This window comes from Homoserinimonas flava, assembly GCF_054969005.1.
Genome location: NZ_JBUEQS010000002.1, coordinates 1 through 24,542 on the forward strand (window position 1 = coordinate 1; position 24,542 = coordinate 24,542).

General features: G+C 65.3%; 25 protein-coding genes. 6 read left to right on the top strand and 19 right to left on the bottom strand.

What is annotated here, in order from left to right:
* Window positions 1-89: 89 nt before the first annotated feature.
* From ACY48M_RS05500 to ACY48M_RS05510, 3 genes are all read right to left on the bottom strand, one after another.
* Window positions 90-1,094 (bottom strand): hypothetical protein, encoded by a 1,005-nt coding sequence (locus tag ACY48M_RS05500; protein WP_462819267.1) that lies wholly within the window; start codon window positions 1,092-1,094, stop codon window positions 90-92.
* 460 nt (window positions 1,095-1,554) lie between these two features.
* Window positions 1,555-2,208, bottom strand: coding sequence for a hypothetical protein (locus ACY48M_RS05505; RefSeq protein ID WP_462819268.1), 654 nt, complete (start codon window positions 2,206-2,208; stop codon window positions 1,555-1,557).
* 767 nt (window positions 2,209-2,975) lie between these two features.
* Window positions 2,976-3,380 (bottom strand): hypothetical protein, encoded by a 405-nt coding sequence (locus ACY48M_RS05510; protein ID WP_462819269.1) that lies wholly within the window; start codon window positions 3,378-3,380, stop codon window positions 2,976-2,978.
* A 136-nt stretch (window positions 3,381-3,516) separates the two neighbouring features.
* Here ACY48M_RS05510 and ACY48M_RS05515 point away from each other — a divergent pair, with 136 nt between their 5' ends.
* Complete coding sequence (locus tag ACY48M_RS05515) at window positions 3,517-4,383, top strand: AraC family transcriptional regulator (RefSeq protein ID WP_462819270.1); 867 nt, start codon at window positions 3,517-3,519, stop codon at window positions 4,381-4,383.
* Between the two features lie 19 nt (window positions 4,384-4,402).
* Here ACY48M_RS05515 and ACY48M_RS05520 read toward each other — a convergent pair whose 3' ends face one another.
* Window positions 4,403-4,858 (bottom strand): nitroreductase/quinone reductase family protein, encoded by a 456-nt coding sequence (locus tag ACY48M_RS05520; protein ID WP_462819271.1) that lies wholly within the window; start codon window positions 4,856-4,858, stop codon window positions 4,403-4,405.
* A gap of 914 nt (window positions 4,859-5,772) precedes the next feature.
* Here ACY48M_RS05520 and ACY48M_RS05525 point away from each other — a divergent pair.
* On the top strand, window positions 5,773-6,522 hold the full coding sequence (locus ACY48M_RS05525; protein WP_462819272.1) for a cytochrome c biogenesis CcdA family protein: 750 nt from the start codon (window positions 5,773-5,775) through the stop codon (window positions 6,520-6,522).
* Between the two features lie 58 nt (window positions 6,523-6,580).
* Window positions 6,581-7,654: a hypothetical protein gene (locus ACY48M_RS05530; RefSeq protein WP_462819273.1), complete on the top strand. Its 1,074-nt coding sequence runs from the start codon at window positions 6,581-6,583 to the stop codon at window positions 7,652-7,654.
* Between the two features lie 7 nt (window positions 7,655-7,661).
* Here ACY48M_RS05530 and ACY48M_RS05535 read toward each other — a convergent pair whose 3' ends face one another.
* The 9 genes from ACY48M_RS05535 to ACY48M_RS05575 form a co-directional block, all read right to left on the bottom strand.
* Window positions 7,662-8,699 (bottom strand): branched-chain amino acid ABC transporter permease, encoded by a 1,038-nt coding sequence (locus ACY48M_RS05535; protein ID WP_462819274.1) that lies wholly within the window; start codon window positions 8,697-8,699, stop codon window positions 7,662-7,664.
* Window positions 8,696-9,565: a branched-chain amino acid ABC transporter permease gene (locus ACY48M_RS05540; protein WP_462819275.1), complete on the bottom strand. Its 870-nt coding sequence runs from the start codon at window positions 9,563-9,565 to the stop codon at window positions 8,696-8,698. The genes ACY48M_RS05535 and ACY48M_RS05540 overlap by 4 nt, the downstream gene beginning before the upstream one ends.
* Window position 9,566: 1 nt before the next feature.
* Window positions 9,567-10,253 (bottom strand): ABC transporter ATP-binding protein, encoded by a 687-nt coding sequence (locus tag ACY48M_RS05545; protein ID WP_462819276.1) that lies wholly within the window; start codon window positions 10,251-10,253, stop codon window positions 9,567-9,569.
* Window positions 10,246-11,001 carry an ABC transporter ATP-binding protein gene (locus tag ACY48M_RS05550; RefSeq protein ID WP_462819277.1) on the bottom strand — a complete coding sequence of 252 codons (756 nt, stop codon included), beginning with the start codon at window positions 10,999-11,001 and terminating at the stop codon, window positions 10,246-10,248. Before ACY48M_RS05550 ends, ACY48M_RS05545 begins: the two co-directional genes overlap by 8 nt.
* Window positions 10,998-12,311: an ABC transporter substrate-binding protein gene (locus ACY48M_RS05555; protein ID WP_462819278.1), complete on the bottom strand. Its 1,314-nt coding sequence runs from the start codon at window positions 12,309-12,311 to the stop codon at window positions 10,998-11,000. The genes ACY48M_RS05550 and ACY48M_RS05555 overlap by 4 nt, the downstream gene beginning before the upstream one ends.
* A gap of 151 nt (window positions 12,312-12,462) precedes the next feature.
* Entirely contained in the window at window positions 12,463-13,494 is a 1,032-nt protein-coding gene (locus ACY48M_RS05560; RefSeq protein ID WP_462819279.1) for a helix-turn-helix domain-containing protein, read from the bottom strand.
* An 81-nt stretch (window positions 13,495-13,575) separates the two neighbouring features.
* Entirely contained in the window at window positions 13,576-14,274 is a 699-nt protein-coding gene (locus ACY48M_RS05565) for a nucleotidyl transferase AbiEii/AbiGii toxin family protein (protein ID WP_462819280.1), read from the bottom strand.
* Entirely contained in the window at window positions 14,271-14,879 is a 609-nt protein-coding gene (locus ACY48M_RS05570) for a hypothetical protein (RefSeq protein WP_462819281.1), read from the bottom strand. Before ACY48M_RS05570 ends, ACY48M_RS05565 begins: the two co-directional genes overlap by 4 nt.
* A gap of 148 nt (window positions 14,880-15,027) precedes the next feature.
* Window positions 15,028-15,633 (bottom strand): dihydrofolate reductase family protein, encoded by a 606-nt coding sequence (locus tag ACY48M_RS05575; RefSeq protein ID WP_462819282.1) that lies wholly within the window; start codon window positions 15,631-15,633, stop codon window positions 15,028-15,030.
* Window positions 15,634-15,738: 105 nt separating this feature from the next.
* Here ACY48M_RS05575 and ACY48M_RS05580 point away from each other — a divergent pair, with 105 nt between their 5' ends.
* Window positions 15,739-15,984: a hypothetical protein gene (locus ACY48M_RS05580; RefSeq protein WP_462819283.1), complete on the top strand. Its 246-nt coding sequence runs from the start codon at window positions 15,739-15,741 to the stop codon at window positions 15,982-15,984.
* Window positions 15,985-15,988: 4 nt separating this feature from the next.
* Here the strand turns inward: ACY48M_RS05580 and ACY48M_RS05585 are convergent, their stop codons facing one another.
* The 3 genes from ACY48M_RS05585 to ACY48M_RS05595 are packed head-to-tail and all read right to left on the bottom strand — an operon-like array spanning window position 15,989 to window position 18,450.
* A complete protein-coding gene (locus tag ACY48M_RS05585) occupies window positions 15,989-17,278 on the bottom strand; it encodes a hypothetical protein (RefSeq protein WP_462819284.1) in 1,290 nt (429 codons plus the stop codon).
* Window positions 17,279-17,692, bottom strand: a complete 414-nt coding sequence (locus tag ACY48M_RS05590; RefSeq protein WP_462819285.1) for a hypothetical protein — start codon at window positions 17,690-17,692, stop codon at window positions 17,279-17,281.
* Window positions 17,677-18,450, bottom strand: a complete 774-nt coding sequence (locus ACY48M_RS05595; protein ID WP_462819286.1) for an ABC transporter ATP-binding protein — start codon at window positions 18,448-18,450, stop codon at window positions 17,677-17,679. Before ACY48M_RS05595 ends, ACY48M_RS05590 begins: the two co-directional genes overlap by 16 nt.
* Window positions 18,451-18,559: 109 nt before the next feature.
* Between ACY48M_RS05595 and ACY48M_RS05600 the strand changes: the two genes are divergently transcribed.
* On the top strand, window positions 18,560-19,774 hold the full coding sequence (locus tag ACY48M_RS05600) for a Fic family protein (protein ID WP_462819287.1): 1,215 nt from the start codon (window positions 18,560-18,562) through the stop codon (window positions 19,772-19,774).
* 43 nt (window positions 19,775-19,817) lie between these two features.
* Entirely contained in the window at window positions 19,818-20,654 is an 837-nt protein-coding gene (locus ACY48M_RS05605) for a hypothetical protein (RefSeq protein ID WP_462819288.1), read from the top strand.
* Here ACY48M_RS05605 and ACY48M_RS05610 read toward each other — a convergent pair whose 3' ends face one another.
* The 3 genes from ACY48M_RS05610 to ACY48M_RS05620 all read right to left on the bottom strand — a co-directional run bounded on the left by ACY48M_RS05610 (window position 20,655) and on the right by ACY48M_RS05620 (window position 24,539).
* Window positions 20,655-21,566, bottom strand: a complete 912-nt coding sequence (locus tag ACY48M_RS05610; protein ID WP_462819289.1) for a dioxygenase family protein — start codon at window positions 21,564-21,566, stop codon at window positions 20,655-20,657.
* Window positions 21,567-21,581: 15 nt separating this feature from the next.
* Window positions 21,582-23,408 carry an FAD-dependent oxidoreductase gene (locus ACY48M_RS05615; RefSeq protein WP_462819290.1) on the bottom strand — a complete coding sequence of 609 codons (1,827 nt, stop codon included), beginning with the start codon at window positions 23,406-23,408 and terminating at the stop codon, window positions 21,582-21,584.
* A gap of 90 nt (window positions 23,409-23,498) precedes the next feature.
* A complete protein-coding gene (locus ACY48M_RS05620; protein WP_462819291.1) occupies window positions 23,499-24,539 on the bottom strand; it encodes a helix-turn-helix domain-containing protein in 1,041 nt (346 codons plus the stop codon).
* Window positions 24,540-24,542 lie beyond the last annotated feature (3 nt).

The following is a 24,542-nucleotide window of genomic DNA, read 5'->3' on the forward strand; positions in this document are numbered from 1 at the left end:
CCGGGGCGAACGGGGCATTAGCGTGAGTCACGAAGACCTCCGGTTGAAGATGCGAGTGTGGTAACCCACATCCTGCCCGGAGGTCTTCGCTATCTCACCCGATCACAACGTCCCGAGGAACTACAGCTAGATGCTGCGGAGGCGAGAACCAGGATTCTGTGTGTGTGGCCGCTCTCTATCTCAGTCGAACCAACACGCGAATCTACGAGGATTGGCTGGCTTCTTCCCGCCAGTTTTTGAGTGGCTACAGCGAGCGCTCGTGACGACGAATCTGGAAGGTGAACCAAATGGGTCGGATTGAGGTCATCGAGCAGTTCGTTGAGCCTCGCGAGCGTCTCCTGTCGAAGAGCTGAAACAGCAGGCTTCTCGCTCGCAGGAGGTGCGTCGGGAAGGGACTCAAGGAACGCCTCAAAGCTGAAATAGATTGGCCGGCGGCTGGAACCTGTCCCCCGTGTGGGCGGCACGAAGTGCGCTTCCACCGAGTCCAGAAGAATCATGGCCTCAAGGTATTTCGGCGCCCAGGCGAGTGCCTCTTTGCGTGTCAGCAGCCGCGAGAAAACAGACGGGGCAAGAGGCAGAAGCTGCTCACCGTCGATCTTTACGACGGTCTCGTTGTATTCCGTGCACCGCGTGCAGTGACGTCGGTCGACAGGTGTGATGTCTTCAAGCTCTAGGGTGTCGAGCACGTCGCGACTATCGGGCGCGTACATCACACCAGCGCCCTTTGCTAGAACGCCCAGCGCGATGAGCACAATGACTCGAGCGCCTTCTCGCTCCTCAAGAACGCGCTTCGTGAGGGAGCCAGTCGAGGAGACTGAGATGAGGAAGAGAGTGCTCCTCGCCGCCCCAAGCGACACTCGTTGATCGAGTGCTCTGTGGCCGCCAAAGGAACCGACCACCGCGGCGGGTTCGCCCGGATAGAAGGCCTCTTGCAGCCTGCGCAGCTCGTATGCGATCGCATTTACTGATGAGGTGTCGGTGGATATCAACTGTATGGAGTCGAGCGCACCCACCTTGTCGAGCATGGAGCAGGCCGCGAAGCTCGTCCGAGCCGAATCAATGAGCATGTTTCCAGTGCGCACGAATGTGGTCATGTGCTTTCCACCCGGTGCTTCGAAGTGATAGCCGGGCGATGATCGGATAACTGTTGGCACCGAAGTGAACATCTCACTGAGCCCGGCGCTGAAGATCGCGTCGGCATACTCGCCAAAGCGCTCGACCTCGAGGATGTTGCCTGGGTTTTGTCCCAGAATGCTGAGCTTGCGATCGCGAGTTAGCAAAGCGACCACAACCCTGACCCCAGGAGGCGCCCAAGACTCCATCTCAGGAACGAGGTCTTCGAACGCCTGCGCGTATGGTTCAAGACCGACTAGCAACACCAGGGCCGGGTCGTTCGGATAGGCCACGGCGGCCTTGAGACCTTCGCCCAGACGATCGCGATCGAACTGGCGCTCTGAGCAGAAGGCGACAGTCACGCCCGCTCTGTTGGTGTCATGTAGACGGAGCTGAGTGTTGAAATAGAAGAACTCCGCACGGGTGGCGTCGTTGCTCACGTCACGAATCCGCTCTGTGCGGTCGGTCGGGGATGAGCATGGTCACTCGAGTGCCGATTTGGCTAGAGACCTGTTTCTCGCGGGGACCGTCTCCTTCCACCCAGTTCCGGATGGTCGTGAAGTTACTTCGGGCATCTGTTGGTAAAGCGGCATCGGCAATCTCGCGCTCATCGGGATAGGCATCAACGGTGAAGTCCCTGAAAGCCGAAATATTGCCAGCTCGGATCTGCACAAACCCATCGAGCCGTGTCAGATTGAGGAAGGCTCTGTGGAAGCCCATGCCTTTTGTTGGGTCTAGCGACGTAGTTCGCCGTCTAGCGAGGCTCCAGCGCAGATCGCGAGCCTCCTCTTCTAGCGACGACTGCCCTTGCCCGCGCTCTGCTGCCCGCCATGCGGCAACTCCTGGCCCCATATCGAGCACGGTGATTTCAAAGAATCGGTGAAGTCGATCACCTTGGGGAAGGGTCCGTGCCAGGTAGCTCCGAAGTGACGGCGACGTGCCCACGTGTTCGCTAACGTGATCTGAGTCGAACGTGATCCAGCGCGCAAGTATTAGCCGGCACGACGGTACTGCATGCACATCGGACGTTCGCCCTGGAAGAGACTTTGCCCACTGATCCGTGTTTTGAAACATCTCCAGCAGCGCCCAGCTCAAGGCACTAATTGTCTTGGGGTCCCGAATGGACGAGGACTCGAGTTGGCTGAGTCCGAGAATTCGTTCCGCGAGCGGGAGGTACTCGTCTTTCAGGCTCAATGGGTAGCGAGAGTCCCCGCGTCTATAGAGACTCCGCGGAGCGAGGTCGGGCCACTCATCCACGACGAGCTCAAGGAGGCTGCGCATACGCCGTCTGGGACCGTGAACGCTGCGCCTCGCTAACACTGCTCGTGCGCCCGCTTTGGCCACCTCAGTGATGTCAGCTTCTCTGCCTCTTGAATAAATGCGCGGAGCGACGCATACCGCCAGAAGGAAGTGCTCATACTTCTCGACGTCAGCAATCACTTTCTCCTCGGCGACGTCCGCGGGATAGTAGGTACGCAGAGCGCCTTGGCCTCCGCAGGTGCGGGACCAATGAGCGGTCAGCTGCATCACGGCTCCTTGGCCGCCCATCCGAGACGACCGCAACCGAAGCGGCAGTCGCAAGTCTACGAACGGCGTACTGTTGCGAGCGCGATTCAGCTCGTCGAGTAGTTCCTCTACTTCTTCGACGGCCTGAGACTCCAGCACGTCAATGAGGATCGCACCAGTAGCGGGTCGAGAGAGCGCGTCAGGCACTAGAGCCGCCTTCCGAAGCCTTGGGAACTTGATGCTGACTCAGGATAGTGCCTCATGATCTGGTCGTAAGAGCCCCTAGAGAGGGGGGCGGGGTGTGCTTCTCGATGGAATTAGTGAGCTCAAACGCAGACTCTCGCATATTGCGAGTCCTATGCGGGCCGGGCCTGATTCGGCGCACTTTTCATCCACCAGCGCGGCCGCGGTCCAAATCGAACCATTCGTGAAGGAATGGGATCCGCCGTTTTTCTGCTCGGGATCAACGCACCCTTGAGGCTCAAGTACTCCATGTTGCGATAGCGCGTGCCGTCGACCGCATATTCGTAGCGGTGGAACATGAGGCCGTCGACCTCCGCGGTCTGAAGCGTCGTCCCCGGACTGACGAAGTGGTCGGCTGACGGGAAGCACCGCTCCAGCCCTATCGCCTCGATGTAGTCATCTTGCGGACTGGCAAAGACGAAGTCGTCGGCCATGAGCGCCTCCGCCGCCGCTCGGTCTTGCAGCTGGAACGCCCGCATGAAGGCCAGGACCACGCTGACCGAATCGTCTGCACCCACGCGGCGACGCTACGCTGCCGAATCCGTCCGCGCTACCGCTGTGGAAGCATCCGAATGTGTCACGATCGCATCGGTCCGCGAAAGTCGGGCGGCGGTCAAGGCCCGGCGGGCACGCTTGAGCGAGAAAGGGGACACCGTGATTGCAGCTCTGAACCGGCTCGTCAAGGTGGTCGACGCGCAACTCGACTCCGACATCGATGTGGCGGCGGTCGCCAGTGACGCTGGCACAACCGAGTACCACCTGCGTCGCATGTTCTCGTCGCTCGCGGGAATACCGCTGTCGGAATACATCCGTCGGCGTCGCATGACGCTCGCAGCCAGCGACGTGATCGCCGGCGACGACCTGCTGGCTGTCGCCGTGCGCTACGGGTATGGCTCGGCCGAGGCATTCGGCCGGGCATTCCGCTCGGTGCACGGCATCGCACCAGCGGATGCTCGCAGCCACGGTGGCCCCCTTCGATCACAACCACAGCTCAGGTTCCGCCTGACCGTCGAAGGGAACACCTCAATGGACACCCGCATTGCCGACCGCCCCGCATTCCGCCTCATCGGCCACGCCGCCCGCGTGCCACTCATCCACGAAGGCGTGAATCCGCACATCCAGGAGCACATCGCCTCGCTGCCGCCGGAAGAGCACGCGCGCCTCAAGGAGTTGAGCAACACCGAGCCCGCGGGCCTGCTGCAGGTCAGTGCCGACGTCGACCCCGACTACACGGAGGGCAGCGAGCTGACCCATCTGCACGGCGTCGCGGTCACGAGTGACACTGAGGTCGAAGACGGCCTCGACGTGATCGAGGTGCGCGAGGGAAGCTGGGCGGTGTTTCGCACGTCGGGGCCGCACCCGGCCGCGCTGCAGGCGACGTGGGCGGCGACCGCGACAGAGTGGTTTCCGTCGAACCCGTGGCGACTCCGGCCCGGACCGTCGATCGTGGCTGTGCTCGAGCGGGCGCCCGACTTCAGCACCGCGACCTGCGAGCTGTGGTTGCCGGTGGAGCGCGCCTAACCGTCCGACACGAGCAGCACTACCGCGGTTCGAGCACGACCACCGGGGTCTCATGCGAGCGCAGCTCTGCCGCAGCATCCAGGTCGCTGGCCCACCCGCTCACCCCGCGGATCAGGTCCCAGAGGCGCTCGCGCTCCGCACCCTCCGCCACCCTCGCGGTGACTCGGGCAGGGCCGCTGACGGTGGCGACCTCAGCATCCGGAGTCGCCTGCAGGTTGCGCCACCACTGTGGGGCCGGGTCGCTCCAGCCGTTCATCGCGAGGGTTGCGAGATTGGCGCCGTCTTGCACGTAACAGAGGATGACGTCGCGTTCGATGCCACTTTTGCGTCCGATGGTGCGCAGCCGCAGCATCCCGGCCATGCCGCTGCTCGGAGCGCGCAGCCCCCACCGGCCCGAACTGAGGCGATAGAGCAGTCGATGGCCCTTCCAGATCGTGCTGATCACCCAGCGGGGAGGAAGAAACTGCTTGCCCATGAGGCGCTCCAATCGGCTGCGGGAACGGCCCGATCCTATGACCTCACGGTGACCAGTGGAATGGCGGATGCGCCACGATCGCATCGGACCGCAGAAGTCGGGCCGCGGCCGTGCCGCCGCGGGGGAGGCATTATCGAGAAAGAGGACACTGTGATTGCAGCTCTGAATCGGCCCGTTGGCATGGTCGACGCCCAACTCTTCACCCACATCGATGCGGCGGCGGTCGCCAGTGATGTTCGTGAGGGTGTGCCGCACCCGCTCACCCGGGCGCCAGGAGGGTCAAGCCGAGGCAGACATTTCAGGCAGAGAATTGAGACAAATTCGAGCGGAAGTCTCTGAGAATCCGCGAGGTCGGCTCAAGAATAGGGTACGCCGAACGCTTCAACACGTCCTCCAAAATGCCGACTAGAAGGCGCTCGCCCTAGACAGTAGCTTCTACTCGCGGGGTAACTGAGCCTCGCTCGACAGAGAGTATGAAGAATCTACGACTACGCAATATCCTCGCGGGCGCTGCAGCCATCAGTGTTGTGCTGATTGGGATCGGTGGACCTGCCACTGCAAACGTCTCTGCGCTCTCAACATTGAAGGCGAGCAAGTCCATCAGCTTTTCGGCCTTTCACCAGAGTGACTCGTTCACGATAAATCACACCAACTCAAACAATGTCACCATTGGATGGACGCAAGGCTACGGAAACAAATCAGTCGCCTTGGTAAAGGGCAGCTACTATTGCGTTCTTGGACCGAACGCCTCCACATCCGCGTCGAAGGTTTGCACTGGCGTACCGCAAGGCACAGTCACCATTCTCGCCACGGGGAATGCGGGGGCATCAGCGGTTTTCTTCGCTAGCTTCACCGTCTAGCGTCGGAGTCTGGGGAGTGCCTTCGCCCGCGTACACTGCATGCGAAGATAGAGCGTGACCAACCTCGGCGATATCTCAAGCACCATCGCAGAGGGCAATTTTCTCGTCGCGGCACTCATCGCGATTGCTGCGGGGGCACTCTCCTTCGTTTCGCCCTGCGTTCTTCCCTTAGTGCCGGGGTACTTGGGCTATGTGACTGGCGTGACCAGCGACAAGCAGGATGCCGGCAGAGTGCGGGTCTTGGTAGCCGCAAGTCTGTTCGTGCTCGGGTTTAGCATTGTTTTTGTAGCATTTTCGCTGGTTTTCTCCATCGCAGGCCTCCTCCTAATTCCGTGGATGGACCTGATAACGCGGGTGGCGGGTTGCCTCATCCTTCTGCTGGGCTTCGTGTTTGTCGGGCAGATCACATTCTCGCAGCGAGTGATAAAGCCGCAGGTGAGGGTCGCTACCGGTATGGCGGGGGCACCATTTCTAGGGATGGTGTTTGCTCTCGGCTGGGCGCCGTGTATGGGCCCCACATTGGCTGTCGTGCTCCAGTTGAGTCTGACAAGTGGGTCTGCGGGCCGGGGGGCAGCTCTGGGCTTTGCCTACTGTCTCGGGGTGGGGGTACCGTTCCTCTTGATCGCGCTCGGGTTGAAGTGGATGACGGCCTCGCTCAGTTGGGTAAAGGCGCACCTGAGGCAAATAAATCTGGCTGGCGGAGCTTCTTTGATGGTGATCGGGCTACTAATGATGACCGGCGTTTGGTCGTCCGTGATGTCATTTGCGGGCTCTGTCTTGCCGACGGGTTCCCTTCCGCTTTAGATTCCTCGACAAGGCGCTGCAGTTGTGGGGCGGCCGCGCGCCTGCGAGGGTGAGTCGCATGGACGACGAGGCTGAGCTGCTGCTGACGGGGCCGCGCGGGCGGCGGCTCTGCCTCCAACTCGCGGCCGACAGCGACCCCGAACTTGCGTCCGCGCTGGTCTGGCTGGCGCGCGAAATGGACCCCAGCGCTGGCGGGTCGAGCGTGTATTTCGCTTTCGTCTCCTCAAGCAGTGGCATCGCAGACCAGCAGCCCCCACCGGCCCCGACTCTTGATGAGTTCGTCGCCCTATTGCGGCGTATTGACCCGCCTTCGATCACCGCCGATCGGCTGCATACGGCGCTCGCAGCATCCGTCGATTTCGCCCGCTACTGGCAGGATCCCGACGGCGAAGACATGGTTGCAGCCGAGCCCGACGTGCGTGATGCGCTTCGACCGATTGCGCGGGCGATCGTGGCATCGCCCGAAACAGGGTGGTGGCGGCATCCGATGCAGAGTGAGCAATGGATGATCGACTGGCAGTCAGCGGATGCCACGGCAGCAGTGGTGCCGGATGCCGGGAGTGCGATCGCCGGCTGGGCCGCAGCAACGCGGGAGGGCGAAGCGCGCGCCGCCATCGAACGCCCCGCCGACGTGCGTGCCTCCTTTTCCGGGGAATGGTGGTCGGTGCCGCTCGGCACGGTGTCGACCGTGGGTCGGATTCCGGCGGCCTTTGACCTGGTCGAGGATTCCCTCGGATGGAACGAGGCGCGGGTCAGCCCTATGCGGGCGGGCGGCAGGGTGCTCGAAATCCGGAGTGCCGACGACTGGGTCGACCTGTGCCGCACCCACCCGCTCGACATCACGGCGTCCCGGCGACACGACTGGTTTCGGGTCACCGGCCGCGACGGGCGCTGGGTCATCCCCGACTGGGAGCGGGTCGCGGCCGAATGGAGCGGCGTTCACCTGACCGTGTTCGGCTATCTCACTGCTGCAACCAGGATGCTCAAGCTGGATGACGACACTGCGACCGTCATTGCCGGCTGGTCGCCCGACACGACAATCTGGTTGCGGGATGACGCGAGCGCTGCGGGTGCGCCACAAGCGTGGGCGCGAAGCCGCGGGCTCGACCCGTGGTCGCGCGTTCCCGAGTGACGAGGCGTCAGCGCCCCTTCGTATCGAAGCGGTACGAGATCGGGAACAGGTTGACCCGGCGGCGACGCGTGATGAGACCCCAGATGCCGCCGGGGGCGAACAGCACCATGAGCACGCCGAGCACGCCGAGCCCGATCAGGTAGTAGGTTCCGTAGTCGGCGAGGAGCACCTGCAGGGTCCAGAACAAGACAGCGCCGATGATGGGGCCCTCGATGGAGCCGACCCCGCCGATGACGACGATGAAAATCATGTAGGCGCTCCACTGCACGCCGAAGACGGCCGTCGGCTGCACGTTGAGGGCGGAGATGGCGATGAGGGCACCCGCGGCACCGGCGGCGGCTCCCGCGATCACGAACACGATGCGCTTTGAGGCGACCACGTTGATGCCGCTCGTCGCGGCGGCGGTCGGTTCATCCCGCACCGCGGTGAGCGCCAAGCCGAGCCGCGAACGAGCGACGAGCACGACGGCGGCGACCACGAGCACGGCGACGACCAGCCCAGCCCAGTAGGCGATGGCGATGCGCAGGTCACGCTCGACCCCCTCCATCGGGGCGACCGAAACGCCAGACCCGCCCCCGAGTTCGGGAAAGCGAATGATGATGAGCCGGAACACCTCGGCGATAACCCAGGTGCCGACCGCGAAATACCCGCCGGTGAGCCGAAACGCGAGATAGGAGATGGGGAGGGCGATGATTCCACAGATGACGGCGATGACCGGGATGGCGAGCAACTGGTTCATGCCGCCCAGGCCGGCGAGCACCACGATGCCGTAGGCCCCAAGCCCGATATACGCCTGCTGGCCGATGGAGACCATGCCGCCGAAGCCGGCGAGCAGGTTCCAGGAGGTCGCGAGGATGATGTAGATGAAGAGGTTGGTGAGGTCGCGGGTTGTGCCGATGGGCACCGAGTAGGGCATCACGGCGAGCACGACGATGAGTGCGGCCGAGACGCCGAGGCCGACGATCGACATGCCGCTGAATCGGCGAATGCGCGGGGCGAGTCGCCCAGCGTCGCTCGCGGTGGGTGGGGTGCCGGTGGTGGTCATGTTCGCGACTTCCTTCGGATCAAACCGTTGGGGAGAAAGACGAGGAAGAGCAGGAACACGAGGTGCCCCGCGAGCTGAAAAAGGGTGGAGTCGATGTGGGCGGCGACCGTCTGCACGATGCCGAGAATCATGGAGCCGAGCAGGGTTCCCCAGAGGCTCCCCAGTCCGCCGATGATGACCGCTTCGAACGCGAAGATGAGGAGAAGGCCGCCGGAGGTGGGATTGAACCCGGCCTGCACCCCGTTGGCGAACCCCGCGACGGCGACGAGCCCGAACGCGATCGCGGCGGCGATCCCATAGATGTGGCGCGGGTTGGCGCCCGTGAGTGATGCGGTGGCGGGGTCGTCGCTCACCGCCCGCACCAGCCTGCCGAACTGCGTTCTTCGCAGAACAACCGAGAGGGTGCCGAGGGCGATGAGAGCAAACAGGAGCACCAGCAGGGGAAGCACGCCAATACGGATGCTGCCGGGCAGCGTCACCGACGCCGTGTCGAGCCAGCCGAGCGAGAGCCGCTGCTGGTTGGCCGACTGCGTCACGAGCAGCACATTCTCGATGATGATGGCGAGGCCGAAGGTGACGAGCAGGGAGGGGAGCGGCGACACGGCGAGGCTGCGCTGCAGCACGGTGCGCTGGAGCACGTAGCCGAGCAGCGCCATGAGGGGCACGACCACGATCAGCGCGACGAGGGGGGTGAGCATCCCCGACCTGACGAAGGCTAGCGCCACGTAGGCGGCGAGCACGGCAATGGCGCCGTGGGCGAGGTTCACAATGCGCATCACCCCGAACATGAACGACAGGCCGGCGGCGAAGAGGGCGTAGAGGCCCCCGAGGAGGACCCCCTGGATGAGTGCGTAGGCGATGTCCACGTCAGGCTCCGAAGTAGGCGCGGGTGATGTCGTCAAGGGCAAGGTTGCGGCCGGCGAGCGAGGTGCGCCCCTGCAGCAGGCAGTGCACCTCGTCGGCGGCACGCAGGGCCTGTTGCACATCTTGTTCGACGAGCAGGATCGCGGTTCCCTGCTCGAGGATGGCCGGGATGCCGGCATAGATTTGGGCGACGATGACGGGGGCGAGACCAAGGCTTGCCTCGTCGAGCAGCAGTAGCCGTGGGTTGGACATCAGGGCGCGTGCGATCGCCGTCGCCTGTGCCTCGCCCCCCGAGAGGTCCCCCGCGATGCGGTTTCGGCGTTCGGCGACGAGGGGGAGGTGCGCATAGACGGTGTCGAGACTCCACGGGCCCTTGCGCTTGGTCGAGAGGGAGGTAAGCAGGTTTTCTTCGACCGTGAGCGACTTGAAGAGCAACCGGCCCTCAGGCACGAGTGCGATGCCGCGCCGCGCGCGGAGATGCGCGGGCAGCCGGGAGAGGTCTTCGCCGTCGAACCTCACGGCACCGGAGTGCAGGGGCAGCTGACCGGCAATGGCTTTGAGAAGGGTTGACTTGCCGGCACCGTTCGACCCGATCACGGCGAGGATTCCGCCGTCATCGACCGTAAGCGACACCCCGCGGACGGCAGGAAGCTGCCCGTAGTGCACGTGGATGTCATCGACCTCAAGCATCGGTCTCACCGTCGGCCAGGTCGGGATCGATGCCCAGGTAGGTGGCGCGCACCTCAGGCGAGTCGAGCACCGCGCGGGGGAGCCCCTCGGCGAGAACCCTGCCGTAGGTGAGGCACACGAGACGGGTTGCCACCGCGGTGAGGGCGTGCACGACGTGTTCGATCCAGACAACCGTGACCCCGGCATCCCGCACCGCTTCGACGAGTTCGATCAGCGGGGGCAGTTCCTGCTCGGTGAGCCCACCGGCGACCTCGTCGAGCAGGAGAAGGCGGGGGCGGGCGGCGAGCGCCCTCGCGACCTCGAGCCGTTTGCGGTCCAAGAGCCGCAGCGATTCGGCGCGGTCGTCGGCGCGCGGCGTGAGGTGGGCGCGGTCGAGGGCATCCCAGGCGGCAACCTCGGCCTCCCTGCCGCTGAGCTGCGCCCCGTAGCGGACACCGACGAGCACATTCTCGAGCACGGTCATGCCGAGGAACGGTCTCGGCACCTGGTAGCTGGTGGCGATGCCGTTGCGCGCACGCCAGTGGGCGCTGCGCCGGGTGATGTCCTCGCCCGCGTAGCTGAGCGTGCCCTTCGAGGGGGCGAGACTGCCGCCGAGCACCGAGAGGAGCGTCGACTTGCCGGCCCCGTTCGGGCCGATGATACCGAGAACCTCCCCGGCCTCGACACGGAGGTCGAGACCGAAGAGGACTTCGAGTTTGCCGAATGAACGGCCCAGGCCGTGCGTCGACAGAAGGGGCGCTGTGGTCACCTTCCAGTCCAGTCGATCGGCTCAGGGGAGCCGCCGGTGGGGATGTCGGGGGTGTCTGGGTTGGCGACGATGACGAGTTCGTAGCTGCCGTCATCCTGGAGGCGCCACTGGCCACCGGTGAGCGGAGTCTTCGCCACACCGGGCACCGGCCCGCTGGTGAAGTCCACGGTGCCAACGACGGTGTCGACATTGAGCCCGGAGAGCGAGGCCGCGAGGTCGTCAGCATCAGCCGAGTCGGACTGTTCGAGGGCCGCCACGGCGACCTCGAACAGGGCGGCGGCGAACCCGAGCGGCTGGGTCCACTGCGCCCCCGTCTCCGCCTCGAAGTCATCCGCGAGCTCTTGCGCCGTCTGGCCGGTCAGCGAACTTGTGAACGGCACGGTGGGGTGCCACCACACCTCGGTCGACAGGTTCTGGCCCAGATCACCGAGCGCCTCGACGGCGGCGGGGAACAGGATGGCTTTGGCGACGGTCGCGGTCGACGGCTGGTAGCCCTGTTGCACCGCTTGCTGCCAGAAGGTGGTGAAATCGCCCGGGATCGGGATGGCGGTGAGGATGTCGGCATCGGCCGCCCGGAACTGCGAGATCTGTGCCGAATAGTCGGTGGTGCCGTTCTCGTAGCGGCCTGGGTCGGTGATGGCGCGGCCCTGCTCTTCGATGAACGCCGGGAACCCCGTCGCGGGGTCAGCCCAGGCGTTGCCGTCCGGGTCGTTCGGCAGCAGCAGGCCCACGCCGGCGTCAGCGTCAGCCGTCTCCTCCCAGATCGCGTTGTAGACGCTTTGGGCGTCTTCAAGGCCCCAGAAGAAATGGAACGTGTAGTCGAAGCCCTCCTCCGCGTCGCCGTCGCGACCGAAGAAATATGCCTGCCAGGGGGCGACCGTCGAGATGCAGACGACCTGATTGGCTTCGCACTGGTCGGCGACAGGGTTGACCGTGTCGGGCGTCGAAGAGACAAGGATGAGATCGACCTCGTCTTGCAGGATGAGCTCGCTCGCGACCTCGGCCGCCCGGTTCGAATCAGACTGGGTGTCTTTGGTGATGATCTCGACCGGGTGAGTCGTTCCGTCACCGAGGGTCACCGGATTCTCGGCGAAATACTCCTCGACCGCGTCGAGAACATAGGTGTCAGCCTCGCCGAACAGCGCGAGCGCGCCGGTCTGCGGTGTGACATACCCGATGCGGATCGGCTCGCCATCGACGGGCCCGTCATCATCGCCGCCGATGCCGCCCGAGCATCCGGTGACAAAAAGTACTCCCGCTGCGACGGCGACGGCGATGCCGCGTCGGCGCCAACTGTGCTGTGTGTTCATCTCGGTGTCTCCTTTGACTGCCGTGATCGCGTGTGACGACCAGGCCGAGGGTGCGCCCGTGGGTGTGCGTATTGGGGCACGGCCAGTATCCGCGGGCGCCCGCGCGCCGGCGCGGGTTCGTCCTGAACCGGCTAGCGGGTGTCTGTTTTCGTCAAGAACGGGGCGACGCGGCCCGAGAGGCGCCGGCGCGAACCTCGGCCGGAGTCTGCTCGTAGCGCTCACGGAACACGCGGCCAAAGTGGGCGGCCGACACGAACCCGCAGTACAGCGCCACATCATGCACGATCGGCGCGCCAGGGGTCGAAAGGATGCGGTGCGCCAGCCGCAGCCGCATCTCCAGGATGGTGCGCGCCACCCCGATCCCCGTCTCGGCAAAGGCGCGGGAGAGGTGCCGCTCGCTGATGCCGACAGCGCGGGCAACCGTGGTGGCCGAAATCGACGGGTCGCGCAGGTTGCGGCTGATCCAGGCGAGGGCGGCGCGGCGGTGCGCCGAACTGGAGCTCGCAGCATCCGTGTTGAAGAGGGTGCTCAGCAGTTCGAGGGCGCTCTGCTCCGTCGCCGCGAGCGAGTCGGCGTCGGGCACGGCGAGACTGTGCTGCACAAGCCGGGCGAGCGCTGCGGCGTGCGCGTTGCCGCCGTGCACGTCGCTGAAACTGAGCACGATAGGGGTCGTCGGCAGCGGGCGCTCGGCCACCTGCTCGAACACGGTGCGCGGCACGGTGAGCACGTATTCGAGCAGCCCGTGCGCGAACCCGCGCATAAACGGATGATTCACATCGCACACCAGCAGGGTGCCCGGCCGCTGCAGGTGCACGCCCTCGCGGTGGTAGAAGAAGGCATCGCCGGCGAGAGAGAAATAGAGTGCCGCCCCATCCATGGCGGTCGCCGCGATGTGCTCGTGGGTGCGCTCAACCACATGAGGGTTTGCGCCCACCCGCGCAAACGTGAGATTCGGCAGCACCAGGTTGACCTCGTCGGCGTCGAGAGGCTGCTGATCGAGGGTGCGGGCGGCGAGACTCACCAGCGCGGTGGCGTTGTGGTTCTCCCACAGCTCGATGCGTTCGAGAGCGCCGAGGCCCCTCGTCGAGAAGTGCTGGTAGCCGAAGGCCGCGGATGCTGGGGCAACGCCCTGAGGCATGGCGAAATCACGTGCCGTCCACAGCGGCGAATCCGTCACTGCCATGCCGTCCTCCGCATCCTTGCGCAGTCGGGTGCAGCATATCAGCCGACGCAACAGGGGCAGGAGATGGATGCCCGACTTGGGCTAGAACGTCGGGTTCTGATGCTCGGCACCACCGCCGGTCTGCCGCTCGGCCTCTTCGATCCATTCACGGGCGAGACTCGCGTAGCGGCGGCGATCCTTCTGATTGAGACCCGCGAGCGTGGGCAGCGCCTCGAACATGAAGCGTATGTGGCCGGGAATGTCACTCGTTGACCCGCCAGTCGCGGCAACGAGCACTTCGATGACCTTCGCTGCGTCACCGCCCGTGTCAATGAGGGCGACGAGCTCACGTGCATCCTTCTTGCCCTTCTCCGTGGCGTGCCGGTCGATGAGGGCGGCGATCTTGGTCGAGATGTGAGCATCGAGGGTGAGCGTGAGCCATCCCTCCACCATGAAGTCCGGGTCGACGAAGTGCGTGAGGACGCCGACATCGAGCAGGAGCTTCGTGCCGAGCTTGGACTCGTACGGGAAGTAGGCGTCGACGTGGACGCCGTCGGCGTCGCCTCGAGCCTTCCTTCCTCCACTGTGAAGCTGGTTCTCGCTGTAGCCGCTGAGGCGCTCGGGAAGCTTCTGTCGGAGGTGTTGCTCCGTGATGATGAGGTCGATATCGTGGCTGATTTCGCCGCCGACGCGGGCATGGGTCGCCCATCCGCCGATGAGGATGGAGGGCTCCAAGTCATAGCCGAGTGAGTCAAGAAGAGCCCGGAGTCTTCCCTCGTCATCCTCGCCGAATACCGTCACCGGGCACCACCTTCTTGGTCCCACTCGCGGTCCTGAATGAACTTGTCGCGGAGCGCCTTGCGGAATTCTGACGCCTGCCAGCCGGGTGTCGCAAACAGGTCGGCGTAGGTCTGGGCGAGACTCGAGTATCCGTTCCAAGTCTTCATGGCCCGGTTGTCCATCGAAAGCACTCGGACTTCATCGCCCGTCGGCAGGCTGCTCAGGTCTGATGATGGGGGCAAATAGACGATGTGCTCCCGAAAATCGGCGACGGCGCGTCCTTCGAGCAGCGCGTTCGCGGCGTCGGGGCCACCCAGCGCATAAGGGCCGCGGGAGGTGTCGAGAAATGGGCTAATCGCTTCCTTCGACGTCCACACGAGAGTGTCGCGGCCGAGATTTCGCCAGGCGCAGAGCATCGTCAGCACTTTGTCGATGCTGACGACTGCCAGCCCCCCTCGGCTGTACCGGTCTACAGCCCCGTTACTTTCGAGGCGCTCGAGGGCGAGATACGCGGTTGTGCCCGGCACGCCAGCCTCATAGGCGAGGTCGCCGACGCTCCGCCACGTCCGCTCTCCCTTCAGCGCGCGGTCGGCAAGGGCCCGCCAGACAAGCTCGTTGCCCTTCATGACGCTTCTCCCACTTCTCAGGTTTCCCTGGAATCTTATTTACAGGAATATATGTAATCACAATTACAAAAAAAGCGGAAGTAAACGAACCTCCAGAGAGGGCGAGTCTCCTGCTCGGATGCCACGACGAGGCGCGTGTGGGAGGGTGTCAGCCTGCCCGGCGGTAGCGAATGTGCGTCGCCAGCGGCGAATGGAGCACCTCGACCGGCTCGAGCCCAAACGATTCGACGCCGTCGAAAATTCGCTCGCCAGACCCGAGCAGCACCGGGGCGATGTCGAGCGTGAGCTCGTCGACCACCCCGGCGAGCAGCGCCTGCCGCACGGTGGAGGCACCGCCAGCAATGTCGACCCCGTCGTCGCCGGCCGTCTCACGCGCCCGCGCGTAGGCGGCATCGAAACCATCCGTGACGAAATGGAAGGTCGTTCCGCCCTCCATCTCGATCGGCTCGCGGGCGTGATGGGTGAGCACGAACACCGGCGCGTGATACGGCGGCTCAGACCCCCACCACCCGCGCCAGTCGTCCTCCCACTCGCCGCGGATTGGCCCGAACATGTTGCGGCCCATCACGTAAGCCCCACGCGGGCGCATCAGCCAACTCGCCGCAAGTTCGTCGGCATCGTTGGCGCGCTCGTCCCCGAGGTGCCAGCGGTGAACCTCCATTCCGCGCCTGCCGAGCGGATGCTCAAGACTCTGATCCGGCCCGGCAACGAAGCCATCGAGTGAGATCGACATGTGGCAGGTGGTGTTCGGCATCCGCGGCCCCTTCGAAGGCGATCATGCGAGCGCAGCGCTGTGAGCCTGGCTGCGAGAACGGCCCGATTCTATGGCGGGAGAGGCCCCCGGTGCGATACTGGCGCTGTGGACTGGTTGATCGGCGCAGGGATCATTGGCGGCATCGGGGCTGTCATGTGGATGCTTGCGCTGCTGGCACGATGGATGCGCCGTCGCGGCACTGCGGGCGCCGCGATCGGATCTGCCATGGCGACCTACAACGAGCTGTATCTCTCTGTCGATCACACGTCATTCATCGAGATGAAGGCCGAAGACGAGCGGCGCACGCCGACTGCCGCGCCTGATCCGCTGCGGCGGAGGCGTCGAGGCTGAACTCCTACGGGGTGCCCGGCGCCCGCCCCGCGGTCTGCCCTTCGCGCTGCTTCTGTTGGGCCGCCCGCATCTGCTGTTCCCCGCTGAGCGTCGTCTTCTCAACCCAGCCGAGCACCCCCGACGAGCCGTCCCTGAAGATGCGGCCGTAGCGGATGCGGGAGAAGACATCCGGCATCCGCTGCTGCAGGTAGGCGATCGCGATGCGCCCGAAGAGCCACGCGGTGAAGAACCCATTCGCGATGCCGACAACCACCATCGCAACCGGCATCCACGGCGCATCGAACACCAGGCTCGCGACGACAATGCCCGCCGTGGGGAGCGCGCCGATCGTGATGAGGATGATCGCGATCCACACGTGCACACCGACGTTGCCGTTCGCGTCGTTCGGGCCGGTGCGGCGGCGCGGGTCGACCCCGGGGGAGACCCCGACGGCCGAGGTGAGCACGGCAGCACCGCTCGACGAGCCGAACAGTGCAGGCAGCGCCGCCACCAAAATCGGGATGACCCACCATTCCCGGCTCAACACCACAAACACGGCCGTGATGAGCAGTGTTTGCGGCAGGAACACGAGCACCATCGCCCACTGGCGACCCCGGACATCCGACCGCACGGAGGTCGCATCCTCACCCACGATCGTTTGCCACACTGCCGAACCGTCCTGGCCGTAGAGGTTGAGCCCCGCGATGCCCATCATGAACGCGACGATGAGCCCGGCGAACGCGGCGACGCCCGAATAGTTGACGCTGACGAGCGCGAAGATGGCGATCGCGATGCCCGTCCAGATGGCGGTGCGCAGTTCGAGCGACCGCCACGGGTCGCGCGACCACTGCCGCATCTCTTTGCCGATGACCGCACCGAGCTGCGTCTTCGGCAGCAGGCCACCACCAGCGAGCAGCGCGGCAGAGCGGCGGCGGGCCCGACCCCTCCGCTTCGGCACATCCACCTTGGGCATGAGCAGCGCGATCGTCGCGACGACGAGCACCACGTCGAGGGCCGCGAGCGCACCCAGCAGCATGGCGGCGGCGCCCCAGTCGCCACCGGCCGCCGATTCGATGGCGAGCAGCATCCACGAGCTGGGGAACGCGTCGAGCACCGCCGTGATCGGCCCCTCCGGCAGACCAGAGGTCAACAGTTGGGGCACGCTCTCGATGGCCGCCTGCACGACCATCCAGCCCGTGAACATGGCGGCGAACATCAGCCCGAACTGGATGCCGGCGATCTCAACCCCCACCTTCGAGCCCATCGCCGCACCGAGCAGGCCATAGACGAGACGCGAGAGGGTGACCGCGAACACTCAGGTGAGCGGTGCCCCGACCAGCACGAGCACGAGCGTTGCGGGCGACAGGCCGACCGCGTGAGTGGATGCCGCGACGAACGCCAGCAGCACGAACCCCGCCGCGATGCTCACGAACACGCTCACGAACAGGCCACGGGAGAGGGCGCGCCGCTCGATCGGCAGCAGCGCGAAATAGTCGGGTCGCAGCACCCCGGCTCCGCTCATGAGCACGGGCCCCACCATGGCACCGACCGTCCAGCCGGCGAACAGCAGCGAGAGGGTCGTGGCACGGGCATCCGGATTCGCGGCGAACACCCCGGCAGCCCACGTCGCGGCCACGAAGAGGGCGCCGATGATCCATCCGGCGATGCGCAGCCCTTTCGAGCTGTGTCGCAGCAGGGTGAATTTGAGGGAGATCAGGATGCGATCCACGACAGGTCCTCCTCGCCGATCTCGTTCGCACCGACCAGCTCAACGAAGCGGTCTTCGAGCGAACCGGTGCCGCGCACCTCGTCGAGGGTGCCATCGGCGACGACCTTGCCCTGCGCGACGATCGCCACCCGGTCGCACAACTGCTCGACAAGGCTCATGACGTGGCTCGAGAGCACGACCGAACCTCCGGCCGCCGTGAAGCGGCGAAGGATGCTGGTGAGCACGCGGGCCGACACCGGGTCGACCGCCTCATACGGCTCATCGAGCACGAGCACCGTGGGGGTGTGCAGGAGGGCGGTGGCGAGCCCAATCTTTTTGCGCATACCGGTCGAGTATTCGCCGACGAGCGTGCCGAGCGTCTCCGCCTCTTCGAGTTCGAGGATGCGGAGCAGCTCCTGCGAGCGGGTCGCGACCGCCTTCGGGTCGAGGCCGCGAAAGCGCCCCCAATAGGTGAGGAGCTCCCCGCCCGTGAGCCGCTCCGGCAGAGCGAGCCCGTCGGGCAGCACCCCGAGGTTGCGTTTCGCCGCGACCGGGTCTTTCCACACATCGACGCCCTGCACGAACGCCTGGCCGCCGCTCGGGCGAAGCAGGCCAACCGCCATCGAGAGCGCCGTCGTCTTGCCTGCCCCGTTCGGCCCGACCAGGCCGGTGAACGAACCCTGCGGCACCCGCAGATTCACATCGTCGACGGCAACCTTGTCGCCGAAATCCCGCCGCAGATTGACAAGCTCAAACGCATACCCAGAATCAGAAGTCATAGCCCCAGTCTCGGCGACCGGCCAGCGGCCGACAACGGCAATCCTGAATCCATCCACCCGATTGGGCTTTACCGATGGTTATACGCCTAACCATCGGTAAGATGGGGTCATGACGATGGAACGAGGAGGGAAACCCGAGACCTCATGGCCAGCTGTCGGGTACGAAGGCGTGGAGTGGGATCGCGCCGAGAACCCGAGCGGACTCTCGCGCCGAGCAGCCCTCCGCGCACGTGGACCCTACGAGGCGGCCGTTCCACCCGCCATCGGCGCCCTTGTGATGCCAGCGCTCGATCCCGAGCTGCTGGCTTCAATCGAGGATGCGACCATCGAGCTCGGTCGCTTCGACGGTGAGGTCGGCGCGGTCACAGCACCGTTCTCCGCGATCCTTCTTCGCAGCGAAAGCGCTGCGAGCTCGGAGATCGAGCAGCTGACGGCGTCGGCAAAGAACATTGCGCTCGCAGAACTGGGGCGCAAGGCGGGGCAGAACTCGCGTGCGATCGTCGGGAACGTTCGTGCGATGGAGGCGGCGATCGAGCTGGCGGAGGAGCTCGACGCGTCGAGCATCGTGCGCATGCAGGCCGAGATCTTGGGGCCAGACCAACCCGAGCACACGGGAGCCTGGCGCACGCAAGCGGTATGGATTGGCGGCGGCTATTCCAACAGCCCTCACACGGCGGCGTTCGTCCCGCCCCAGTTCGATCGCGTGCCAGCCCTGATGGACGACCTGATGCTGTTCGCTCAGCGACTGGATCTGCCAGCGCTTCTCCAGATCGCAATCGCCCATGCACAGTTCGAGACCATTCATCCATTCACCGACGGGAACGGCCGCACTGGTCGCGCACTCATCCAGGCCATGCTGCGCCGCCTGGGTGTGACGACGAATGTCACCGTGCCGGTCTCGGCTGGCCTCCTACGAGACACTCGCGCCTACTTCGATGCGCTCACTGCATATCGGGCTGGTGACGTCGAGCCGATCATCCGCGAACTGACGGATGCTTCACGTGAGGCGATCACGAACGGGCGAGCCCTCGTCGCCGATCTCACCGAGATCCGATCTGCCTGGGAGTCGATGACTTCGGCTCGGGCAGGCAGCGCCGGGCGGAGGCTGCTCGATGTATTGCAACGTCAGCCGGTGATCGACGCGAACCTGGCCGCGGATGTCCTCGAGTTGAGTGCGAGAAATGCGCAGAACGGTATCGATCGTCTCGTCAACGACGGGATTCTGCATCAGATTGCAGGCGGCTCGCGAGGACGCGCCTTCGAGGCGCGCGATGTGCTCGCTGCGTTGGATGCGTTCGCAGCGCGGGCGAAGCGGCACCGCTGAGGCTCACCCCTCAGTGTCGGCGGCAGCGGGTACCGTGCCGGTCATGGCGGAGAGGATTCAGGACTGGTGGGCGCGCCGCCAGTTCTCGCGCGGGCGTGAGGTGCCCTACGACGTTGGTACCTACCGCACGGCGTGGGCGTACTACCCGGCCCTCGTGCGCCAGTACCATCCCGAGTTCAACGACGGCATTATGCTCACCCAGATTCCGCCCGCCGCCGACGTGCTGCTCGTGTGGGAGTGCGAACAGTTCGGGCACCGTTTCGTCGCAACCCCCACCGAGCAGCGGGAACGGCCGAGCCGCGAGCGGCGGCGATCGTCATGGTGCCCCGACTGCTTCGCGATGGCGAAACCGAAACCCGTGCAGGCCGGCATCGCCGTCGCGTCGAAGGCAAAACCGAGACGCCCGGCGCCTGCCGTGTGCACCCGAACCCCCTCCACCGTCGATGTCGGCGAGCCGTTCATGAGCGAGTGCGCCCCCAAACCCGCCTCCGCCGTCGAAGCGCAACTGCGCGCCGACCTGTTCGACCGCCTCAGCCTCACGCAGGGCCTCAACGCCGTGCGGGTCGCGCGCCCCTTCTTTACCCACGTCGAAGTGTGGCCAGACATCCTGCTGCCAGAGCTCCGCGTCGCCATCGAATACGACAGCACCGGCCGTCACGGCCTCGAACACGTCGGCAAGCGTGAAGCCACCGACCGGCGCAAAGACCGGGCGCTCCGGCAGGCCGGATGGGAAGTGGTGCGCATCCGCACGGGCAAACTGCAGCCGCTCGGTGCGTACGACCTGCAACTCTCCACCATCGGCACCCGCGGGCTTGAGCGTGTGATCGACCGGCTGCGTGACATCCGGGGCCCATTTATGGTCGATGCATACCTGCTGTAGTCAGCGGGACACCGTCTGCTCTGGTGCGAGGACGACGTCGAACCGTGTGCTCGACCAGGTCGCACCGTCAAGGTCTCGCCCGTCAGGGGTGGGGTCGCTCGCGTCGTGGGTGACGAAGTCCATGATGAGCGACTCCTTGACACCGAACACAGCATCGCGCTCGAGCAGCTCATCGCCCCGCACGAAGATGTGCGTGACGAGGCGTCGATGGCCCGGTGCTGTCACCATGAAGTGCAGGTGTGATGCGCGCATCGGCGAACGCCCGACCTTGGCGAGCATCGCGCCGACAGGGCCGTCGTGGGGGATCGGGTAGGGGGTTGGCGTGAGCCCCCAGAAGCTGTACTCGCCTGCCTCGTCGGTGAAAAGGTGGGCGCGCGCGGTGGTGCGCCCGTCGGTGTACTGCACGTCGTAGAACCCGTCTTCGTCGGCCTCCCAGACCTCGATGCGGGCTCCCGCGATCGGGTTGCCCTGGAGGTCTTTGACGCTGCCTTCGACCCAGCACGGTTCGCCGCCGGCGCCGAACGACATGTCCCCGCCGTTCTCGAGCAGGGGGGCATCGTTGACGAAGAACGGACCGAAGACGGTCGCCTCGGTCGCGTTGGCCTGGGCCTCATTGTTGACGGCGACAACCTGCATGGATGCGCCGAGCACATCGGAGAGGAGGATGAACTCCTGTCGGGTGTCGCTCGTGATGTGGCCTGACTCCGTGAGGAAGGCGATGGCGGTGTTCCACTCCTCCTCGGTGAGCCGAACATCGCGGATGAAGGCGTGAAGGTGACGCACCAGCGACTGCATGACGTCGCGAAGACGCTCGTCAGACGCCTGGTCGAATGACGCGACCACCGTTTCGATGAGTTCTTGTTCGCGGGCGGTCTGTTCGGCGGATGGCGCCGTTGCGGATGGCTCTGACATTGCTCGTGTCCTCCTTCAGTTCGACGTCGAGTTCGAGTTCGAGGTCGTGGTCGCGCGGTCGAGGACGCGCGCGAGCACGTCGGTGAGCGCGCCGGGCGCGTCGTCGACCATCCCGAGCGATCGCCAGGCGATGATCTTGTCTGGCCGCACGAGGAGCACGCCGTCTTCGTCGATCTCCCGAATGCGGGCCCAGTCGAAGTAGAGGTCCTCGACAGGGCGACCAGGGCCGATGACCACACTCTTGAGGGTGATGCCGAAGTGCTCGGCGACCGTTTCGGCGGCGCGGGCCCAGCCTTCACCGGCAATGCCGGTGAACACCGTGAACTGGGTCGACGGCGCGAGATCGAGGGTTGACCACTTTTCGACGTTATTTCCGACCCAGACGTGGGGCAGTGGTGAGCCGGGCACGGTCGACGGTTCGAAGTAGAGGTCGGTATCGCGAGTCGGCGCGGGGCGCACGCTGCCGTCCCCGACAACGGCGTCGGAGGTGTAGAACTGACCAAGCTCGACACCGTGGGCGTTGAATTCGTAGTTCTTCAGCTCCATCGCCGACTGGAGTGCTTCGCGCCTCGTGCGGCCGGTCGGGGTGTCGAGTTTGCGCTCCTCGATGGCGGCGACCATTTCGGCTTCGTTCTCTGCCGTCGTCACGCCGAGCGCTTCGAAAAACCCGCCGAACTCGCGCGATGAGCGGTTGGCGCGGGTCACGATCTGGCGGGCGACGGGCGCGCGCTCGACGCTGTAGCTGTCGAGGAGTGCCGGTCCGGCCTGCCCGCGCAGCACGGCGGCAAGCTTCCATGCGAGGTTGTACGAGTCCTGCACTGAGGTGTTCGATCCGAGGCCGTTCGACGGTGGGTGGCGGTGGACGGCGTCGCCAACGCAAAACACGCGTCCCTTCTGCAGGTGGGTGGCGAACATCTCGTTATTGCCCCACAGCGACGTGCCCGTGATTTCGACGTCGAGGTCGCGGGTGCCGAGCAACTGGAACACGATTTCTTTTGCCGCCGCATCGTCGACCTGGGGGGCGGGCTGGGAGATGTCATAGCCCCACACGATGAGCCACTCGTTCCAGGGTCGCACCATGCGAACAAGTCCCGCGCCGATGCCCCCAACGTTGGCGCCGGGCTGCACGACCCAGTAGAGCACTGAGGGGCGGTGGCCGACGAGCTTGGTCAGGTCGGCGGTGAAGGTGATGTTCATCGAGCCGGCGATGTCCATCTGCCCTTCGAACGGGATGCCGATATCGGCGGCGACCTTGGAACGGGCTCCGTCGGCCCCGACGACATACTTCGAGCGGATCTTGTACTGGCTGCCGGTGACCCGGTCGAGCACGGTGGTGGTGACCCCGTCGTCATCTTGCACGTGGGACACGTATTCGCTCGAGAACTGGGTCTGCGTGCCGCGCATGGTGGCGTTGCGCACGAGGATCGGCTCGAGCAGGTTCTGGGGGAGGTCGCAGTTCAGGGTGGGCGAGGCCGATTCGTAGTCGGCGTGGCGCACGGGGCTGGTGCCCCAGGTCAGGATGCGACCGAACTCTTCGCCGGCGATGGACGAGCAGAAGACGGTGTCGCCGATGAGGTGGTGGGGTGTCGCGAGGGCGTTGACCTCGTCGTCGACCCCCATGTCGCGGAAGAACTCCATCGCCCGCTGGTTCGTGATGTGCGCGCGGGGGGTGTTGGCGGTCCACCGGTACTTGGTGATCATGATGTTGGGGATGCCGTAGGTCGAGAGTGCCAGCGCGGCGGCCGAACCACTCGGCCCCGATCCGACCACGAGGACCTCTGTCTCCACGATGGTTCCGGTGGGCAGCTCGGTCGCTGCCATTCCGTCGTCGAATTCCGCCATTGGTGTTCCTCCGGATGCGTCGCTGCAGTAGTGGGTCACAGCCAGTATCCGAATCGCTTCGGGCCTGCGGGGCGAGAAGTCCTGAACCGACTAGGGGGTGTCCGTTCTCGGCAAGCCGGCGGTTGCCCGCACTTCGGCGGGTGTTTGCCCGTGCTGTTCGCGGAACACACGACTGAAATGTGCCGCCGAAACGAACCCGCAGTAGAGGGCGACGTCGTGCACAATCGGGGAGCCCAGTCTCGAGAGGATGCGGTGTGCGAGGTGCAAACGCATCTCAAGGATGGTGCGGGCGACGCCCACCCCGGTGTCAGCAAAGGCACGCGACAGGTGGCGCTCGCTCACACCGACGGCCTTCGCGGCGGCGGCGGCAGAGATCGACGGATCCCGAAGATTGCGGCTGATCCAGGCGATTGCGGCTCGTCGGTGCGAGGCTCTCGAGTTTGCCGCCTCCGGCACGAACATCGCCCGCAGCAGCTCGAGGGCGCTCGCTTCGGTCGCGGCCAGCGATTCTGTGGCCCGCGACCCTGCGTCGCGTGATCCCTCGGTGGGGGTCGCAAGGCTGCGCTGCATGAGTCGCGCGAGTTCAGCGGCGTGCACGTCACCGTCAGGGGTGTCGGCGAAGCTGAGCGCGCTCGGTGATGTGGGGATGACGCGCTCGGCGACAGTCTCAAACACCGCCCGCGGCACCGTGAGCACGTACTCGCGGAGACCGTGCGCGAACCCACGCATGAAGGGCTGGTTCACGTTGCAGACGAGAAGCGTGCCCGGTCGCTGCAGGTGCACCCCGTCACGGTGGTAGAAGAATGCGTCGCCTGCGAGTGAGAAGTAGAGGGCAACACCGTCTGACGTGGCTGACGTGATGTGGGCCGGGGTGCGTTCGACAAGGTGGGGGTTTGCTCGCACCCGCGCAAAGGTGAGCCGGGGCAGGGCGAGATTGACTTCAGTGGCGTCGAGTGGCTGCTGATCGATGGTTCGGGCGGTCAGGCTGACCAGGGTGCGTGCGTTGTGATGCTCCCACCGCTCGATGCGTTCGAGAGTTCCGAGGCCCCTGGTCGAGAACCGCTGCAACCCGGTCGGAGCGGAATCTCGGCGCCCAGCTTCGTGATGGAGAACTTCGGCAGCGTCTAGCATTGG

Bases quoted from the DNA above. Each gene is read 5' to 3' on its own strand.
- ACY48M_RS05570 (WP_462819281.1), bottom strand. From the start codon at position 14,879: ATGAAGGGCAACGAGCTTGTCTGGCGGGCCCTTGCCGACCGCGCGCTG.
- ACY48M_RS05615 (WP_462819290.1), bottom strand. From the start codon at position 23,408: ATGGCGGAATTCGACGACGGAATGGCAGCGACCGAGCTGCCCACCGGA.
- ACY48M_RS05620 (WP_462819291.1), bottom strand. From the start codon at position 24,539: ATGCTAGACGCTGCCGAAGTTCTCCATCACGAAGCTGGGCGCCGAGAT.
- ACY48M_RS05520 (WP_462819271.1), bottom strand. From the start codon at position 4,858: ATGGGCAAGCAGTTTCTTCCTCCCCGCTGGGTGATCAGCACGATCTGG.
- ACY48M_RS05555 (WP_462819278.1), bottom strand. From the start codon at position 12,311: ATGAACACACAGCACAGTTGGCGCCGACGCGGCATCGCCGTCGCCGTC.
- ACY48M_RS05575 (WP_462819282.1), bottom strand. From the start codon at position 15,633: ATGCCGAACACCACCTGCCACATGTCGATCTCACTCGATGGCTTCGTT.
- ACY48M_RS05595 (WP_462819286.1), bottom strand. From the start codon at position 18,450: ATGACTTCTGATTCTGGGTATGCGTTTGAGCTTGTCAATCTGCGGCGG.
- ACY48M_RS05600 (WP_462819287.1), top strand. From the start codon at position 18,560: ATGACGATGGAACGAGGAGGGAAACCCGAGACCTCATGGCCAGCTGTC.
- ACY48M_RS05500 (WP_462819267.1), bottom strand. From the start codon at position 1,094: ATGACCACATTCGTGCGCACTGGAAACATGCTCATTGATTCGGCTCGG.
- ACY48M_RS05610 (WP_462819289.1), bottom strand. From the start codon at position 21,566: ATGTCAGAGCCATCCGCAACGGCGCCATCCGCCGAACAGACCGCCCGC.
- ACY48M_RS05535 (WP_462819274.1), bottom strand. From the start codon at position 8,699: ATGACCACCACCGGCACCCCACCCACCGCGAGCGACGCTGGGCGACTC.
- ACY48M_RS05530 (WP_462819273.1), top strand. From the start codon at position 6,581: ATGGACGACGAGGCTGAGCTGCTGCTGACGGGGCCGCGCGGGCGGCGG.
- ACY48M_RS05605 (WP_462819288.1), top strand. From the start codon at position 19,818: ATGGCGGAGAGGATTCAGGACTGGTGGGCGCGCCGCCAGTTCTCGCGC.
- ACY48M_RS05545 (WP_462819276.1), bottom strand. From the start codon at position 10,253: ATGCTTGAGGTCGATGACATCCACGTGCACTACGGGCAGCTTCCTGCC.
- ACY48M_RS05560 (WP_462819279.1), bottom strand. From the start codon at position 13,494: ATGGCAGTGACGGATTCGCCGCTGTGGACGGCACGTGATTTCGCCATG.